This window comes from Archangium violaceum, assembly GCF_016859125.1.
GTDB lineage: Bacteria > Myxococcota > Myxococcia > Myxococcales > Myxococcaceae > Archangium > Archangium violaceum_A.
Genome location: NZ_CP069338.1, coordinates 5,521,446 through 5,538,586, shown reverse-complemented (window position 1 = coordinate 5,538,586; position 17,141 = coordinate 5,521,446). Strand labels below are relative to the sequence as shown.

At 69.5% G+C, this 17,141-nt stretch carries 12 protein-coding genes; 2 read left to right on the top strand and 10 right to left on the bottom strand.

Annotated elements, in window-relative coordinates:
- Position 1 precedes the first annotated feature (1 nt).
- A complete protein-coding gene (locus JQX13_RS23715) occupies positions 2 to 1,564 on the top strand; it encodes an NADH-quinone oxidoreductase subunit N (RefSeq protein WP_203411198.1) in 1,563 nt (520 codons plus the stop codon).
- 1,740 nt (positions 1,565 to 3,304) lie between these two features.
- On the opposite strand, the gene JQX13_RS23710 is transcribed toward JQX13_RS23715, so the two are convergent.
- The 5 genes from JQX13_RS23710 to JQX13_RS23690 all read right to left on the bottom strand — a co-directional run bounded on the left by JQX13_RS23710 (position 3,305) and on the right by JQX13_RS23690 (position 10,847).
- Positions 3,305 to 4,696, bottom strand: coding sequence for a sigma-54-dependent transcriptional regulator (locus JQX13_RS23710; RefSeq protein ID WP_203412181.1), 1,392 nt, complete (start codon positions 4,694 to 4,696; stop codon positions 3,305 to 3,307).
- A 41-nt stretch (positions 4,697 to 4,737) separates the two neighbouring features.
- Positions 4,738 to 7,245, bottom strand: coding sequence for an ATP-binding protein (locus JQX13_RS55505; protein WP_203411197.1), 2,508 nt, complete (start codon positions 7,243 to 7,245; stop codon positions 4,738 to 4,740).
- Positions 7,242 to 9,158, bottom strand: a complete 1,917-nt coding sequence (selB, locus tag JQX13_RS23700) for a selenocysteine-specific translation elongation factor (protein ID WP_203411196.1) — start codon at positions 9,156 to 9,158, stop codon at positions 7,242 to 7,244. Before selB ends, JQX13_RS55505 begins: the two co-directional genes overlap by 4 nt.
- 22 nt (positions 9,159 to 9,180) lie before the next feature.
- The gene (locus JQX13_RS23695; RefSeq protein WP_430384190.1) at positions 9,181 to 9,852 is read right to left on the bottom strand and encodes a phosphoribosyltransferase; all 672 of its coding nucleotides are present in this window, start codon (positions 9,850 to 9,852) and stop codon (positions 9,181 to 9,183) included.
- Between the two features lie 95 nt (positions 9,853 to 9,947).
- A complete protein-coding gene (locus JQX13_RS23690) occupies positions 9,948 to 10,847 on the bottom strand; it encodes an Hsp33 family molecular chaperone HslO (protein WP_203411194.1) in 900 nt (299 codons plus the stop codon).
- A 255-nt stretch (positions 10,848 to 11,102) separates the two neighbouring features.
- Between JQX13_RS23690 and JQX13_RS23685 the strand changes: the two genes are divergently transcribed.
- The gene (locus JQX13_RS23685) at positions 11,103 to 11,819 is read left to right on the top strand and encodes a succinate dehydrogenase (protein WP_203411193.1); all 717 of its coding nucleotides are present in this window, start codon (positions 11,103 to 11,105) and stop codon (positions 11,817 to 11,819) included.
- A gap of 101 nt (positions 11,820 to 11,920) precedes the next feature.
- On the opposite strand, the gene JQX13_RS23680 is transcribed toward JQX13_RS23685, so the two are convergent.
- From JQX13_RS23680 to JQX13_RS23660, 5 genes are all read right to left on the bottom strand, one after another.
- A complete protein-coding gene (locus tag JQX13_RS23680) occupies positions 11,921 to 12,430 on the bottom strand; it encodes a single-stranded DNA-binding protein (RefSeq protein ID WP_203411192.1) in 510 nt (169 codons plus the stop codon).
- Between the two features lie 187 nt (positions 12,431 to 12,617).
- Positions 12,618 to 14,858: a D-alanyl-D-alanine carboxypeptidase/D-alanyl-D-alanine endopeptidase gene (gene dacB, locus JQX13_RS23675; RefSeq protein WP_203412180.1), complete on the bottom strand. Its 2,241-nt coding sequence runs from the start codon at positions 14,856 to 14,858 to the stop codon at positions 12,618 to 12,620.
- Positions 14,859 to 15,082: 224 nt separating this feature from the next.
- Complete coding sequence (locus JQX13_RS23670; RefSeq protein WP_203411191.1) at positions 15,083 to 15,874, bottom strand: SDR family oxidoreductase; 792 nt, start codon at positions 15,872 to 15,874, stop codon at positions 15,083 to 15,085.
- Positions 15,875 to 15,966: 92 nt separating this feature from the next.
- Positions 15,967 to 16,887 carry a tetratricopeptide repeat protein gene (locus tag JQX13_RS23665; protein WP_203411190.1) on the bottom strand — a complete coding sequence of 307 codons (921 nt, stop codon included), beginning with the start codon at positions 16,885 to 16,887 and terminating at the stop codon, positions 15,967 to 15,969.
- A gap of 36 nt (positions 16,888 to 16,923) precedes the next feature.
- Positions 16,924 to 17,064: a hypothetical protein gene (locus JQX13_RS23660; protein ID WP_203411189.1), complete on the bottom strand. Its 141-nt coding sequence runs from the start codon at positions 17,062 to 17,064 to the stop codon at positions 16,924 to 16,926.
- Between the last annotated feature and the right edge of the window lie 77 nt (positions 17,065 to 17,141).

Here is a 17,141-nt window from a genome sequence, read left to right as displayed (position 1 = left end):
CATGAACCTGCCCAACCTCACCTCGGCAGACTTCCTCCCGCTCATCCCCGCCATCATCCTGGTGGTGGGCGCGTGCACCCTGCTGATTTCGGAGGTATTCCTCTCCGCCCACGCGTCGCGCGGCTACCAGGCGGTGCTGTCCACCGCCACGTCCGTCATCGCCGGCATCGTGTCGCTGTCGCTGCTCACCGAGCCGGCCCGCGAGGTGTTCCTCGGCTTCGGGGCGCTGGATCCCTTCTCCAGCTTCCTGACGTTCATCGTCTGCGTGGCGCTGGCGCTGGCGTCGCTCACCGCGGCCGGCTTCCTGCGTACGCGCGGAGCCGAGCGCGGTGAGTTCTACGCGCTGATGCTCTTCTCGGGCGCGGGCATGAGCCTGCTGGGACTGTCCAACGAGCTCATCACCCTCTTCGTCAACGTCGAGGTGCTCTCCATCGCCACGTACGCGCTGACGTCCTACCTGCGGCGCGGCACGCGGCCGAGCGAGGCCGGCTTCAAGTACTTCATCCTCGGTGCCTTCTCCTCGGCGGTGCTGCTCTACGGCTCGGCGCTGCTGTACGGGGCCACCGGCACGACGCTGCTGTCGGAGATGGTGCAGCCGCTGCGCAACGCGATGGGCGACAACCGCTCGGCGCTCGTCTACACGGGCGCGGTGCTGGTGGCCGCCGGCTTCGCCTTCAAGGTGGCCGCGGTGCCCTTCCACATGTGGACGCCGGACGTGTACGAGGGCGCGCCCACCCCCGTCACCGCGCTCATGAGCGCGGGCGTGAAGGCCGCCGCCTTCGTCGCCATGGTGCGCGTGTTCGTCACCGTGGGCAGCGGCATCAACGCCAAGCTGCCCTTCGTCATCTTCTCCACCCTGGCGCTGCTCACCATGGTGGGTGGCAACCTGCTGGCCCTCCCGCAGCGCAACGTGAAGCGCATGCTGGCCTACTCCTCCATCGCCCACGCCGGCTACCTGCTGCTGGGCGTGGCGGCCCTCTTCGTGGTGCAGCCGGGCCAGGAGTTCAAGCTGCTCGGCGCCACCGCGCTGGTCGGCGCCAGCCCCGAGGCCATGGCCCGCGTCGAGGCCCTGCGCGGCATCCTCTTCTACCTGCTCGCCTACACCGTCACCGCGGTGGGCGCCTTCGGCATCATCTCCATGCTGGAGCGCCGCGAGGACGAGGAGAAGGGCACCGCGTGGGACCTGGAGCGCTTCAGCGGCCTGGCGCAGCGTCGCCCGGGTTGGGCCTTCGCCATGGCGGCCTTCATGCTGTCGCTGGCCGGCATTCCGCCCACTGTCGGCTTCCTCGGCAAGCTCATCCTCTTCCGCGCCGCCGTCGACGCGGGCCTCGTCGGCCTCACCATCGTCGCGGTGCTCGCCAGCGCGGCCGGCGCCTATTACTACCTGCGCGTGGTCGTCTACATGTACATGCGGCCCGTGCCCGAGGGCGCGAACATCCTGGAGCGCAACTGGATGACCGAGTTCGCCCTGGTGGTCTCCACCGTCGCCGTGGTGGTGCTCGGCATCGTCCCCGGCCCCGTGGCCGAGTGGATCGCCCAGGCCGGCACGCTGCTCAGCCGCTGAAGCACCCACGCTTCCGGATTCACCAACGCCCGGGCGGCTTCCGCCCGGGCGTTTTCGTTTCGTGGGCTCGAGCTTCGCGCTTGCCCGCGGCTCCCGCTCGCGCAGCTCCCGCGCGCTGAATCCACGAGCGCGAAGCCCGGGGCCCCAAAAAGAAGGCGGCCCGGCATCCTCAGGAAGGACACCGGGCCGCAGGTCTTCTCAAAAGCCCACCGGAAGTGCTGAAGAAGGTGGGGGGGAACCTTCTTCAGCCTCACTTCGACGTGCTCCGAGACCATCCTTTAGCACCCGCCATGCCAGCCCGGCCTGCCCCTGAAAGTGCCGTGATTTCAAGCACCTGGCGCGCTGGCCACGTCCAACGGACCTGGCTGCTTTCAGCCCTGCATTGCAGCCCTGAAATCCCCTTGCAGATCTGCAAACCGCCGCATTCTCCAGCCCTACCGGAAGCCAGCGGAGCCCAGGGCCCGAAAAGAAGGAAGCCCGGTACCCTCAGAAAGGGGACCGGGCCTCGGGTTCTTCTCAGGAAGCTCACCGGAAGTGCTGAAGGCGGTGGGGGGGAACCTCCTTCAGCCTCACTTCGACGTGCTCCGACTCCATGCTTTAGCACTCGCCATGCCAGCCCACCCTCGCCCCAATTGCCTCGTGTTTCCGGGCACCTGGCTCCCGGGGCCCTCCCGGGGCCCTCTTCACGGTTTCAGCCCTGCATTGCAGCATTGAAATCCGCTTGCAGATCTGAAGAGGCGAGCGCGAAGCCCGGGGCCCAAAAAGAAGGCGGCCCGGCATCCTCAGGAAGGACACCGGGCCGCAGGTCTTCTCAAAAGCCCACCGGAAGTGCTGAAGAAGGTGGGGGGGAACCTTCTTCAGCCTCACTTCGACGTGCTCCGAGACCATCCTTTAGCACCCGCCATGCCAGCCCGGCCTGCCCCTGAAAGTGCCGTGATTTCAAGCACCTGGCGCGCTGGCCACGTCCAACGGACCTGGCTGCTTTCAGCCCTGCATTGCAGCCCTGAAATCCCCTTGCAGATCTGCAAACCGCCGCATTCTCCAGCCCTACCGGAAGCCAGCGGAGCCCAGGGCCCGAAAAGAAGGAAGCCCGGTACCCTCAGAAAGGGGACCGGGCCTCGGGTTCTTCTCAGGAAGCTCACCGGAAGTGCTGAAGGCGGTGGGGGGGAACCTCCTTCAGCCTCACTTCGACGTGCTCCGACTCCATGCTTTAGCACTCGCCATGCCAGCCCACCCTCGCCCCAATTGCCTCGTGTTTCCGGGCACTTGGCTCCCGGCGCCCTCCTCACGGTTTCAGCCCTGCATTGCAGCATTGAAATCCGCTTGCAGATCTGCAAACCGCCGCATTCTCCAGCCACAGCGGAAGCTGGCGAAACCCAGGGCCCAAAAAGAAGGCGGCCCGGTACCCTCAGGAAGGGACCGGGCCGCGGGTTCTTCTAAATTAAGCTCACCGGAGGCGCTGAAGGGGTGGGGGGGAACCGCCTTCATCGCCACGTCGATGCGCTCCGGGTGTAAGCCTTAGCACTCCCCATGCCACCGCGCCACGAGTCTCAGAGAGCAGTAAATTCAGGCACTTAGCATTCGGGTGCCCCCGGGGGCCGCTCATCCGTGCATTGCAGCCCTGCAATCTCCTTGCAGATGTGAAAATCCGCAATCATTTCAGGCGCTTCTGCTTTTCACGGCTGAATCCACATTGCATTCCTGGCGGGGTGTTCCTCAATCGACAGCCCCCGTACAACCTCAGTCCCGGTGCTCGCCCCCGAGCGGACGGAGGTTGAGACGCTTCATCTTCCGCCACAGCGTGGTCGAGGAAACGCCCAGCTCCTCGGCGACGCGGCCCAGGTCCATGCCGTGCCGCTCCAGGGCCTGGGCAATCGCCCGACGCTCGGCCTCCTCCACCGCTTCGGCCAGTGTGGGTATCTGCGTGCTGGTGTCGGTGTTGGAGGGAGCGGGTGGAGCCCCCAGGGAGCCACTGGCCGCCACGCGAGCGCTGGGGCGCAGGGGGAAGTCCTCGGGCAACAGCTCCTCGCCCTCGGCCAGGGCCGCCGCCTGCTCCACCAGGTTCTCCAGCTCGCGCACGTTGCCGGGGAAGCTGTAGCCCATCAGGTGCTCCACCGCCGCCGCCGACAGGCGCTTGGGATTCGGGCTGCGCGCGTTGGCGCGCTCGAGGAAGTGCTTGGCCAGGGCCGGCACGTCCTCCAGGCGCTCGCGCAGGGGCGGCACGCGCAACGTCACCACGTTGAGCCGGTAGTACAGATCCTGCCGGAAGCGCTTCTCCTGCACCTCCAGCTCGATGTCCCGGTTGGTGGCGGCGACGATTCGCACATCCACCTTCACGGGAGTGGACTCACCCACGCGCCGCACCTCGCCGTCCTGGAGCGTGCGCAGCAGCTTGGACTGGAAGGCGGGCGTCGTCTCCGTCACCTCGTCGATGAAGAGGGTGCCGCCGTCCGCCTCCTCGACGAGACCGCGGCGGGCCCGCACCGCGCCGGTGAAGGCGCCCTTGGCGTGGCCGAACAGCTCGCTCTCCAGCAGCGTCTCGGAGATGGCGGCGCAGTTGACGGGGACGAAGGCCTTGTCCTTGCGCCGGCTGTGCGCGTGCACCGCGCGGGCGACGAGCTCCTTGCCCGTACCGCTCTCGCCCTGCACCAGCACCGTGGCGTCGCTCTGCGCCACGCGCACCAGGCGCGACGTCAGCTCGCGCATGGCCGGACTGCCACCCACCAGCGCGCTCAGGCCGTGGCGCTCGTTGAATTCGCCGGCGAGCATGTCCACCGTCGCCTGCAGCCGGGCCCGCTCCAGCGCGCGCTCCACCCGGTAGCGCAGCTCGCCCTCCTTGAAGGGCTTGGTGACGTAGTCGAACGCCCCCTGGCGCATGGCCTCCACCGCGCTCTCGATGGAGCCGAAGGCCGTCATCATGATGACCTGCAGGCGAGGCGCCACCTCCAGGGCCTTCTTGAGGAGCGTGAGCCCGTCCATGGGCTCCATCTTCAGGTCCGTCAACATCAGGTCCACGCCGCCGCCCGATAGGGTCGTGAGCGCTTCCTCGCCATTGGCGGACTCGGACACGGAGTAGCCCTCGGAACGCAGGAGGAGCGCCGTGGTGGCTCGCATGTTGCGCTGGTCGTCCACGACCAGGATGCGACCGCGAGGGAGAGGAGTGGATGCGTCGTTCACGGCAGACTCGTCGGCTGGGTGAGGGGTAGACGGAAGGTGAAGGTGGTGCCACGGCCCGGAGCACTCTCCAGGGTCATCTCCCCGTGGTGCTCCTCGATGATGCGCTTGACCACGGCGAGGCCCAGGCCCGTGCCCTGGGCCTTGGTGGTGAAGAAGGGCTCGAAGACCCGGTGCACGAGCTCGGTGGGGATGCCGCAGCCCTGGTCCGCCACGTCGATGCGCAGCACGTCCCTGCTCCCCTGGGCCTCGCGGCGGGCGCGCACCTGCACCACCCCGCCCTGTGGCATGGCCTGGATGGAGTTGACCAGCACGTTGACGAGCGCCTGGCGGATGAGGCGTCGGTCCAACGGCACGCGGGGCAGGTCCGGCTCCACCTCGGCGGACAGGGAGATACGGAGGGTGCCGCCCTGCTGGGCCTGCGCGGCATCCACCGCGTCCTGCAGCACGCGGGGCACGTCCTCATGCTGCAGAATGGGTTCGCGCGGGCGGGTGTAGTCCAGCAGATCCCCCACCATGCGGTTGAGCCGGTCACTCTCCTCCGCGAGGATGTCCAGCAGCATGGCCGCGTCGCCGTCGGGCTTGAGCATGCGGCGCAGCGAGGCCACCGCGTTGAAGATGACGCCCAGGGGATTGCGCACCTCGTGGGCGACGATGGCGGACAGCTCGCCGAGCGCGGCCAGGCGCTCGCGCTTGACCATCTCCGCGCGGGCCGCGGCCAGCTCCGCGTAGGAGGCCCAGAGCGACTCGTAGAGGCGGGCGTTGGCGATGGCCAGGGCAATCTGCCCACACGTGGCCTCGGCCAGCTCGACGAAGGCGGGGGTGAAGGCGCGCGGCCGGCGGGTGTCGTCCAGCAGCACCACGCCGATGAGCTCCTCGCGCGAGGTGAGCGGCAGGCCCAGCAGGGCCTTTTCCTCGAAGCGGCGGACGAGCTCCCGGTCCTGCATCTCCGCGACCTTCGACAGGTCCGGAATGGCGACGGGCCGTCGCTCGCGGGCCACGCGCGCGGCGATGCTGATGGGATCGTCCACCGGAATCACCACGCCGCGGAAGAAGTCGCGGTGGGTGACGGAGGCGGCGGCGCCGCGCAGGACGCCCGCGTGCTCGTCGTGCAGCAGGATGAAGCAGTTGGAGACATCCAGCAGCTTGACGAGGAAGTCCGAGGCCACGTCCAGGATGCTGGCCACCTCCAGCGTGGCGGTGGTGGTGCGGGCCAGGTCCAACAGCAGGCGCGTGTCGGAGAGCTGCCGGGCGGACTCGATGCGCAGGCGCCGCTGATCCAACAGCGTCATCAGCAACTCGGACAACGTGCCCAGCAGCCGCAGGTCCGCCCCGACGAAGGGACGCCCCGGCGGACGCAGCACCTGGAGGAACCCTCGCGGATGGCCCCCATGCGTCAGGCGGATCGCCACGCCACAGCCCAGGCGCCCGCCCGTGGCCTCCAACAGCGCGCGCTCCTCGGCCTCGTTGGAGAGCACCGCGCCCCGGGCCGCCATCACGGACGGCGACAGGCCGCCCCGCTGCGCGGCGAGCACGTCCTTCAGCGCGCCGTCCAGGCCCACCTGCGCCGTGAGGACCAGCTCCCCCTCGGGCGACTCGGGCGCGTACAGCAGCACGGCCTCCGCGCCGAGCAACGAGGCCAGACGCGAGAGGAAGTCCTCGGGAGAGGGAGGCTCCGGCTGGGCGACGAAGCGCGCCGCCTCGGCCACGGCCACCATCTCCCACCGGCCCCGCTCCACGTCCGCCAGCAGCCGCGCGTCGGTGAGGGCGGCTCCCACCACCTTGGCGAAGAGCGACAGCACCGAGCCGTACGAGGGAGACAGCCCCGGCCCGGACACCCACAGCACCTCCGACAGCGTGGTGCCCAACGGGAGGTAGACGGGCGTGGACAGGCCCTGGACGGCGCCGAAGACGGGCCGGCCCTCGGACAGCGCCCGCAGCCCCAGCTCCCCGTCTTCCGGCGGTGGCGCTCCGTCCCGGTCGATGAAACGCTCCCCGTCGCGCGCCAGGAAGCGCGCGGAGAGCCCGGCGCCCGCGAGGCCCGCCAGCGCCACCCGCCGCACCGCATCCTCCGAGCGCGCCGCGACGAGCTCCGCGGACGTCTCCACCAGGCGCTCGGCCACCCCCAGCTCCGCCGGACGCTCGCCCAGCACCAGGAGGTTGATGAGCTGGGCCCGGCCACGCTCCTCCAGCTCCACCTCCTGCACGTAGGTCGCCACCTCGAGCATCCCCCCGCCCACCCGAGGCAGCAGGTAGCGCTGGGGGCCCGTCTCCTTCAGCGTCCCCTCCTGGCGTTGGCGGTAGCGCACCTCGAAGCGCGCCCGGTCCTCCGGACGAACGAAGTCCAGGAAGAAGCGGCCCTCCACCTGCTCCCGACCCAGCCCCAGCATCTCCAGGTAGGCCTCGTTCGCCACACGCACCCGGCCCTCGTGGGCCACGTACATGGGGTTACCGAAGGACTCGACGAGGGCCCGCAGGGCCGACTCGCTGTAACGCTTCGTCATCATGCGCGCCGCAGCACCCGCTTCTCTCCGACCCGCAGCGTCACCTTCTCGCGGTCGAAGTACTCCGAGAGGGGAATGACGAACTTCCGGCTCTGCCCGACCATTTCCTTGAAGGCCTGGGTGGAAATCTCCTTCTTCTCGCGAAGGTGGGCAACCAGCCGCTCCTTCAGCCCGGCCAGCGCCCCCACGTCGAAGAAGAGCTCCTCGCTCACCCGGACCACCCTGCCCTCCGCCACCGCCACCTTGAGCAACTCCTGCACCCGGGTGGCCGGCAACCGCAGCCGCTCGGCCAGCTCGTTGAGGGTGGGAGGCGCGAGCCCCGCCGCGGAGAGATCCGCCACCAGCCGGGTGCGCGCCGCGTCCTCGTCCAGCGACAGCGTGCGGCCACGCCCCTTGAGGCGAACCACCTCCTTCTCCACCTCCACCTTCCCTCCGTCCGTCAGCGACTGCACCACCCGGGCGAAGACGCGCGCGTCCAGCTCGCTGGAAAGACGCTGGCGCAGCTCCTCCCGCGACAGGCCCTCCCGCAGCGGCTCGCGCTCGTGGAAGGCCGCGAGCAGCGCCAGGGCACGCGCCCGCAGCCCCTCGAACACCTCGCCCGACAGGTAGAGGCGCCGCTCCCGGTCCACCAGCAGCACCGAGCCCCGCGCGCCGAGCAACTCCAGCGCCCGGGAGAGCACCCGGGGCACCAGCGCCGAGCGGGCGAAGAGCTCCTGTTGCGTGAGACCGCGGTAGCCCGCCTGGCGCAGCAACCACGCCACCTGCCCCTCCGGGCCCGCCTCCAGCAGAGGGGCCACCACCTCGGCACCTCCCTTGCGGCGGCGCGGTGGGGTGATGGACAGCACGCGCCCACCGGCCAGCGTGGCGCCACGGCCCGGCAGCGCGCGCGAGCCCCGGAGGATGAAGCGCTGGCCCGGCAGCGCCGCCATCGGCGCGGAGAGACGCAGCTGCGCGAGCGCCGTCTCACCCGGCTCCAGCTTCTCCAAATCCAACAACGCCACCGTGCACTCCACCTGCGCGGTGCCCAGGTGCAGCAGCAGCTTGCGGCGCCGGGGAAGCGACTCCTCGGCCGCGGGCAGCAGGCTCAACTCCACGTCCAGCATGGACGTCTCGGGCACCTCGCCGGCCTTCACCAGCACCATGCCGCGCGCGATGGCCTCGGGCTCCACTCCCGTCAGGTTCACGGCGGTGCGCTGGCCCGCCGCCACCTTCGGCACCGGCTCGCCATGCATCTGCAGCCCTCGCACGCGCAAGGGACCCGGCAGGCCCGGCAGCAGGGAGACGGCGTCCTCCACCGCCAACGTGCCGGACAGCAGCGTGCCCGTCACCACCGTGCCGAACCCCTTGATGGTGAAGGCCCTGTCCACGGGAAGGAAGGCCGGACCCTCGGAGGGACGCGAGGGCAGCCCCTGGGCGGCCCGGGTGAGCGCGGCGCGCAGCTGGGGCAGCCCCTCCCCCGTCCTCGAGGAGACGGGGACCACCGGCGCGCCCTCCAGGAAGGTGCCGCCCACCAGCGTGGCCAGGTCCGCTTCCACCAGCGCGCGCCACTCGGCGCCCAGCTCCGCCAGCAGGTCCGACTTGGTGAGGGCGATGACGCCGGCCTTCACGCCGAGCAACCGGCAGATGTCCAGGTGCTCGCGCGTCTGGGGCATCACGCCCTCGTCCGCGGCCACCACCAGCACCGCCAGGTCCACCCCGCCAGCGCCCGCCACCATCGCCTTGACGAAGCGCTCGTGCCCGGGCACGTCCACCACGCCCGCCACCGTGCCGTCATCGAGCGCCAGGTGCGCGAAGCCCAGCTCCAGAGTGATTCCCCGACGCTTCTCCTCCTTCAGCCTGTCGGTGTCGATACCGGTGAGCGCCTTGACCAGTGACGTCTTGCCGTGATCGATGTGCCCAGCGGTACCAATGATCATCTCGCCCCCGGTTCTCCCTCGACTAGGCCCCCGCCTTGTCCGGGTCCACGTCGAAGCGCCCGTCCTCGGTGACGGCTTCGTAGTCCCATGGGAACACGACGAGGGCATCGGTGGGCAGCGCGCAGAAGCTCGGGGCGAAGCCCCCCGGACGGGCCACCAGCGCCGCGGTATTCACCTCCCGGGCTCCCACCTTCCGGGCCAGGGCGGTGGCCAATTCCAGCGTGTCGCCGCTGGAGACGACGTCATCCACGATGAGCACGCGCTTGCCCTTGAGCTCGCGCGGCATCTCCCCGGTCAGCTTCGGCTTGGACGCGCCCTTGTCCCGGCTGCGGCGGCTGATGCGTACCGGAAAGAAGTCGCAGCCGAGCGCGCTGGACAGCGCCCCACCCACGAACACGCCCCCGTGCGCCACGCCCACCACGGCCTGGGGCTTGTAGGACAGGCTGATGGTGCGCGCGAGCATCTGCACCGCCCTGTCGAACTCCGCCCAGGACAGTTCCTGGATGCTCGTCTTCGAGCGCGACTGGTCACGCCCGGTGAGGTGACGCGGCGCCTCCACCTGGGGCGCGAGCACCACGTCCGATGGGATGGAGACGAGCTTCTCCACCTGCTTCTTCTGGGAGGGCGTTCCCTTCGCGCCCTTGGGTGGTGCCTTGGTGGGCGGTGCCTTGGGCGTTGCCCGCTTCGTGGCCACGGCGAGGACTCCAGGTCTGGGGTAGCGGTGCCGCGTCATACCCCGGGCGGCGCGCCACCGCCACTCCCGGGGGGACCCGCTCGCCCGCCCCCTGTTCAGCTCGAGGCCTGGGCCATCCCCTTCAGGATTTCTCGGATCTCCTCCCCGGAGACCACGTAATGCGTGGTGCAGAAGTGGCAGTCGGCCTCGGCCTGGCCTTCCTTGGCGAGGATGTCCTCCAATTCCGCGCGGCCCATGGACAACAGCGCCCGCTTCACCCGGTCCTTGCTGCAACTGCACGTGAAGGAAACCGGATAACGTGACATCACCTCCAGGTCCGGCTGGGGCACCAGCGCCTTGAGGAGCGCGGTCGTCCCATGGACGGCATGCGCCCGCACCGCGGGTACGAAGTCCCGGGCCAGCCTGTCGCCGAGCGCTCGGAAGGCGTCCTGGTCCCCGTCGGGCAGCGGCTGCAGCAACATGCCCGCCACGAGGCCCAGCGGCTCCTCGGAGCCGTTGGCCTGCGTCGGCAACACGGTGAGATAGACGCGCGTGGGCAGCTGGTCGGAGATGGAGAAGTAGCGCTCCAGGTCCCCGGCCAGCTCGAAGCTCTCGAGCTCCACCGCCGAGCGGTAGTACTCGCCCCCGCCCAGGTCGCGCAGCACGGAGAGGTAGCCCTTGTTCCCCAGCACCGGACGCCAGTGGTACTCGCCCTCCGAGCCCACGTGCGTCACCAGGGGATTCTTGGCGTAGCCGCGCAGCACGCCCGCCGTGTCCGCGTCCACGAAGAGGCCCCGCAGCGGCCCGTCGCACTCGAGCTGGAGGTTCACCCGCGAGTCGCTCTTCTGCAGGGAGGCGAGCAGGGCGCCCGCCGAGAGGCCCTGCGCCATGAGCGAGGCCGAGGCCGTCGCGGAGCGGTGCAGCTCGCGCGCCTTCCGGGCGAGCTCCGTGGCGGTGACGAGCACCACGCGCAGGTCGGTTTCCTTCAACAATCCACTGACGAGTTCATCAGCCATAAGGTCTGGAACTAGCGTGCCCACCCGCGAGCCGCTCGCCAATGACAATGAGACCCGGGGCTCCCCTGCCCGGGGCGTGGCCGACGGGGCGGGCCCTACGGGGACGCATCACCCGGGCTGATACCTCCATGTGCTCCGGCTCCGTTTCCTGATGGCAGAAAGTCCTACCCACGCCTGGGACGGGCTATAACCCCCTGTCCGTCCGTCCGTCTGTCACTCGACGCGGCCCCCATCCGCGCGATGTCCGGAGTACCGATGAGCACCCAAGCCGCTACCGCTCCTGCCGCCATTTCCCAGAAGACGCCGCTCCTCCAGTCCCGTCTGGGCTCGTTCCTCGCCGTGGTGCCGCTGAGCATCTGGGTGGTGAACCACCTGTGGGACAACCTCGCCGCCTTCTACGGGGGCGCGGCCTGGCAGACGGCGGTCACCCAGTACAAGCACCCGTACGCCCAGGCCCTCACGTTCCTCATCGTGATGCTGCCCCTGCTGTTCCACACCGGCTGGGGCCTGGTGCGCATGTTCAGCTTCAAGCCGAACAACCTCGCCTACCCGTACTACGGCAACCTCAAGTACATCGTTCAGCGCGTGGCCGGCCTGGGCGTGCTCGCCTTCCTGGGCGCCCACATCTGGCTGGCCTTCCTCCAACCGCGGCTGATTCACGGCCAGGCGGAGCCCTTCGCGGCCATCGCCTACGAGATGCACTGGCACGCGCCCACCATCATGGTCTACCTGCTGGGCGTGCTGGGCACGGCGTACCACCTCGCCAACGGCCTGCAGGGCTTCGCCATGGGCTGGGGTCTGCTGGCCACCGAGCGCTCCATGCGCCGCTTCGAGCCCTGGTCCATCGTCATCTTCCTGGTGCTGCTGGCCATGGGTTGGGGCGCCATCTTCGCGCTGTACCAGGCCGGTGGCACCGAAGAGATCATCCGCGCCCGCGAGGAGATCGTCCGGCTGCGCGGCGGCATGCACTGAGCGCGGCGCCCTTCGAGGCCCACAACGACAACGGCCGCCCCGGTCTCCCGGGAGCGGCCGTTTCGTTTTCACTTCATGCGCTCGGGAGGGAGCGGCACGGCCTAGAACGGGATGTCGTCGTCCCCGCCGCCGTTGCCACCGCCACCGCCCTCGTCCATGCCCATCGGGGGAGGGCCGTAGTCGTCGTACCCGCCGCCGCCCTGCTGCTGGCCCCCGCCGCGCTGCTGCGAGTAGCCGCGGCCACCACCGCCACCGCCGCCGCCCGCTCCGGCGCCGTCACGGCCGCCCAGGAAGGTCACCGCGTTGGCCACCACCTCGGTGGTGTAGTTCTTCCTGTTCTCCTTGTCCGTCCACTCGCGCGTCTGCAGGCGACCCTCGACGTAGCACTGGCGGCCCTTCTTCAGGTACTCGCCGCAGAGCTCCGCGAGCTTCCCCCACACGACGATGCGGTGCCACTCCGTGCGCTCCTGCTTCTGGCCGTTCTTGTCGGTCCAGGTATCGCTGGTCGCGATGCGGAAGTTGGCGACCGCCTGGCCACCCGGGGTGAAGCGCACCTCCGGGTCCGCGCCGAGGTTGCCGATGAGGATGACCTTGTTGACTCCTCCAGCCATGACGACGTGTCCTTTCTCCACGAGGACCGGCCCACCACGGGCCAGTCACATGCGTCCGGGGCAGGCCACCGGGCCCACCACCGGACTCGCCCTATAGCATACCGGGTGAGTCCCCACCTGAACAGGGATTCACCCGGTCATGCGTCAACTGTCCGCAGGGAGACCCCTCGAGCGGGCGCTCAGGGGCTCACCCGCCCGGGCGGGTCTCCGCCGTGCGCTCGGCGGAGGTGGGGCCGATGGGCGTGGAGACCGCCGGGGCCACGATCTGCACGGGCACCAGGGGCCTGGGCGCCTTCTCCTCGGCCACCTTGCGTGACAGCGTGCCCTCCAGCGTGCGGGAGAACTCCGCCAGCCTGGTGTCGGTGGAGCCCAGGCTCTTGCGCAGCGCCTTCCAGAAGGGGTGCTCGGCTTCTCCCGCCTGGACGAGCCCACGCGCCAACAGCGTGGTGGTCGCCTCGCGGTCCCTGGCGGAGGCCGTCCTCATCGCCTGCACCAGCTCCTCCGGGGCGGTGCGAGCCACCGCGCCCAGACCCTCGACCATCTCGGACTCGGAGGCGGCGTCACCCGAGGACGCTCCGGCCAGTTCGATGATGCGCGCGAGCGCCTCGGCGTTGCCGCTGGCGGCCAGCTCCACCATGGAGCCCAGGCCGGGCACCTCCACCGACAGCTCACGCGCCACCGAGCGCAGCCGGCCGTACACATCCGTGCCCGCCGAGTAGCTGTCCAGCAGCGTGCGCACCCCGAGGTAGTCCTGCGGGTTGGACTGGTAGAGGCTCTCGGCCACCACCGCCCGCACCGCCGGGTCGCGCTCGCTGCGCCACGCCGTGCGCAGGAAGCCGATGTTGCGCGCGTCGCGCTGACTGCCCAGCGCCAGGTACGTCTTCACCCGGCTCGTCACCTCGGCCATGGGGGTGCTCGACTTCTCCTCGCTGGCCAGCTCCGCCACCGTGCGCCCCGGGCCCATCGTGGAGCCCACCGAGGCCACCGCCGCGCCCAGCGAGTCCAGTCCGCGCACCACCGGCCCGGAGCGGCCCGGGTAGTCATTCACCATCATGGAGAAGATGAACTTCTCCCCGCCCGCCGCCTGCACGTAGCCGCTGAGGGCCGACACGTTCTCCAGCGTGCCCGTCTTGGCGCGCAGCCGGCCCACGGCCTCGGTCCCGTCGAAGCGGTACCTGAGCGTGCCGTCCTTGCCGGCGATGCCCAGCGAGGACAGGTACTCGGGCGCCAGCGGGAAGCGGTCGTACATGTAGCGGAGGACGCGGTCCAGCTGCGTGGCGGAGAAGCGGTTGGCGTCGTTGAGGCCGCTGCCGTTCTTCATCACGTACGTGCCGCGGGGGATGCCCACCTCGCGCGAGAGGAAGTCCTCCACCACGTCGATGCCCTTGGCGAAGGTGCCCGGCACCCCACGCGCCTCGGCCCCCATCGTCTTGAGGAGCGTCTCGGCGATGAAGTTGCTCGACACCTTGTTGAGGCGCTTGAGGATGATGTCGAAGGTGTCCGAGTGGGCCACGTACACCAGCTTCGCCTTCTGCGGCGCGAGGCCCTGCTTCACCTTGCCCTTCACCTTCACGCCCCGCGTGGTCAGCATCTGCTTGAGCGTCTGGCCGAAGTACATGGGCGGGTTGTCGATCTTCTTGTACACGCTCATGTAGGCGCCGCCGTGCGGCACCTGGCCCCGCACGATGATCTTCTGCTGGGCCCCCGCGGCGTCCGAGGCCACCGAGAAGCGCCGGGACCGGGCGTTGCCCGTGGTGAGCGAGTTCTCCACCACGAAGAAGTCGCTCTGCGGCTCGATCTCCACCACGCCCTTGGAGCCCACGGTGTCACCGGGACGCAGGAACACGCCCACCGCGTTCCAGTTGAGGCTCAGCGCGCCGGTGGGCGCCATGTAGGCCCGGTCCGAGTCCTCCTGGTCGAAGCCCGGAGGGGTGCGCTCGGCGTCGAACCACGAGTCGTCCACGACGATGTCCTGCACCTCGCGCAGGCCGGTGTGGAAGAGGTCCGACACGATGCCGTAGAGGCGCTCGGTGGTGATGGACGGGTCGCCCTTGCCACGCACGTAGAGCGTCCTGGCCTTGATACCGTCGGACTCGGTCTCCACGAGGAACTCGGTCTCGAAGCGGTATTCCGGCCCGAGCGTGACGAGCGCCGCCGCCGACGTGACGAGCTTCACGTTGGAGGCGGGGTTGAGCAGCTCGTCGGCGTTGTGGCTGAACACCACGCTGCCGTCATCGAGGCTCATCATGTGGACGCCCACGCGACTGGCGTTGAGGGGCTCGCGTTGCAACACCTGCATCAGCGAAGCCTTGAGCGCCTCGCGCTCGGCGCGCTTCTTGTCGTCCGCGGCGCCGAAGCCGACGCGCGGAAGCATGACGAAAAGGGCGACCGTCACGGCCAAGAGGGGTCTGGCTCGGTGATCCTGCACGTGCTCTCCGGGGAAGATGGCGGCCATTATGTGAGGGGGCTTCCAGGGCGGCAAGGGAGACACTCGACTGGAACCCGCGTCTTGGGTGCCCGGTCTTCCACCAGGCGGCAAAGCGCTGCCCCATCTGTGGACCAGTGCGCGCTTTCCGAGAAGGAGAGACCGGGCAGGCATGCGGACATCGATGGGGAGACCACCCACTCACGCCGACATGGCGGCGGGACTGACTACCAGGGGACGGGCCGACGATCTCGGAAGAGACAGCCCGTGGGGCCCTCGGGGGGTAGTGTCGCGGCCCACACGACGGTGTCCGCGCCCTCCTCCACGCTTCGCGGCGCCCCCGGGCCACCCATTCGCGTCTTCACCCAGCCCGGGCAGACGGCGTTGACGAGCAGATGACGCGGCTTCAGCTCCTCGGCCCACCGCCGTGTCAATGCGTTGAGTCCCAACTTGGAGACACGGTAGGCCGAGCCCGGCCAGCCCTTCTGCTCGTACTGGCCACCGCGCACATCGTCGACGAACGTGCGCAGGAGGGAGCTCAATTCCTCCCTGGACGGGGGAGGATCGATGCGCTGGCGGATGGCGGGAGACAGTCCCTCCAGCGCCCCCATCCCGCTCGACACCATGACGATGCGGCCGTGCTCTTCCATCAACGGCAGCAGGTGCTCCGTGACGTTCATGGCACCGAAGAAGTTCACGGCGAGGGTGCCCTCGGCGACGTGCTCGTCGAAGCCCTTCATGGAGATGCCCGCGTTGTTGACGAGCGCCGCGAGCCGGATGTCCTGGCGCCCGAGCCGATCCGTCAGCTGGAGGATGCTCTCCTGGAACGTGACGTCGAGGGGCTCGAAGTTCACGTCGATGCCCTCGGAGCGCAGCGCGGCGGTGGCCTTCGCGCCCCCGGCGATGTCCCGGGCCGAGAGCAACACCCGCATGCCGCGCCGGCCGAGCTGTCGGCACACCTCGAGCCCAAGCCCTCGATTGCCACCCGTCACGAGCGCCGTTCCCGTCACCTTCTCCATGTGCCTGTCACCTCCGGCCCGGAATAGTCAATGACGCCTCCCTCCTGGCGCTGGCTCCGAGGGAGCCCCTGACGGGACTTTCTTCTCCTGGCCTAGAAGAGGTTGTAGCCCACGCCAGCGGAGATGACGAACACGCCTCCGTTGTACCGGGCGGGCGCATTGACGAGGTACTCGGCGCCGACATCCGCCAACAGGGTGAGCTGGGGCGAGAGCGCCAGCCGTCCTCCCAACGCGCCTCCGATGCCCACCCATGAGCCGTCGGAAGTCTCCACCGTGCCGCGCGGGAACAGGGTTCCCCGCAGGGCCACTCGCGGTTGGAAGGCCCCCGTCCCAAAGAGGTAGCCCGCCTCCAGTTCCCACGCCCAACGCTCACCACCCGGCAGCGCGCGCACGGTGCCCTCCACCGGTCCGCCACCCACGGTGAGGCCCAGGCCCAGGCCAAAGGAGACCTTCCCGCCAGAGAGCGCTCCCGCGGCGTCGCTGTAGCCGGTGAGCTCCGGCCGCAACCGGATGGTGGAGGGAGAGGGTGTGGACGCCGTGCCCTGGAGTTCCCCCGCCGACCCCGGCTCCACGGACGGCGGAAGCTGGGCCTCCTGCTCACGCCTGCGCCGCTCAGCTTCCTCGGCGGCAGCGAGCCTCTCCCGCTCGGCCTGCTCGGCCTCCTCGCGCAGACGCTCGGCTTGCAGTCGGCTGCGCACCACCTTCTCCAATTCCACCAACTCCGGAGGGAAGAGGGCGGAATCCACCCGCTGCTCCGGGTAGAGCAGGGCAAGCTCCTCAAGTTGCTGGCGCGCCTCGTCGGTCTTCTCGAGCGCCAGGAGCGAGGCGGCGAGGTAGACGCGCGCGCGGGCCCGCTCCTTCTCGGAGCGCCGGGGGTTGTTCACCTCCTCCTTCAGTGCGCGACTCGCCCGGACATACTCGCCCCGCGCATAGAGGCGGATGCCTCGCATTTCCGCCGCCCACGTGGACAGGGGAATGAGCAACAGAAGAAGGGACAGCGCACGTAGATGCATGGAAATGGCGGCTCCTGGAGGGGAGAGCGACTCTGACTACCCCGTGGGCTGGCATGGGGCCGGGTATTCGCGCTTTTCCCCCAGGTTGATGGTGATCCGCGCTCGATGATCCTGGATCTTGGGATTGTTGATCAGCTCGAGCTCGTGCTCGCCGGAAGGCAAGGAGATGGGACCCATCGGCGCACGTCCTCGGAGCTTCCCGTCGATGTACACATCGCGCCAACACCTCGACACGAACCGAGGCGCTGGCCCAC

Coding starts and splice junctions, on each gene's coding strand:
- JQX13_RS23680 (WP_203411192.1), bottom strand. CDS start 12,430: ATGGCTGGAGGAGTCAACAAGGTCATCCTCATCGGCAACCTCGGCGCG.
- JQX13_RS23670 (WP_203411191.1), bottom strand. CDS start 15,874: ATGGAGAAGGTGACGGGAACGGCGCTCGTGACGGGTGGCAATCGAGGG.
- JQX13_RS23665 (WP_203411190.1), bottom strand. CDS start 16,887: ATGCATCTACGTGCGCTGTCCCTTCTTCTGTTGCTCATTCCCCTGTCC.
- JQX13_RS23660 (WP_203411189.1), bottom strand. CDS start 17,064: ATGGGTCCCATCTCCTTGCCTTCCGGCGAGCACGAGCTCGAGCTGATC.
- JQX13_RS23715 (WP_203411198.1), top strand. CDS start 2: ATGAACCTGCCCAACCTCACCTCGGCAGACTTCCTCCCGCTCATCCCC.
- selB (WP_203411196.1), bottom strand. CDS start 9,158: ATGATCATTGGTACCGCTGGGCACATCGATCACGGCAAGACGTCACTG.
- JQX13_RS23685 (WP_203411193.1), top strand. CDS start 11,103: ATGAGCACCCAAGCCGCTACCGCTCCTGCCGCCATTTCCCAGAAGACG.
- JQX13_RS55505 (WP_203411197.1), bottom strand. CDS start 7,245: ATGATGACGAAGCGTTACAGCGAGTCGGCCCTGCGGGCCCTCGTCGAG.
- JQX13_RS23690 (WP_203411194.1), bottom strand. CDS start 10,847: ATGGCTGATGAACTCGTCAGTGGATTGTTGAAGGAAACCGACCTGCGC.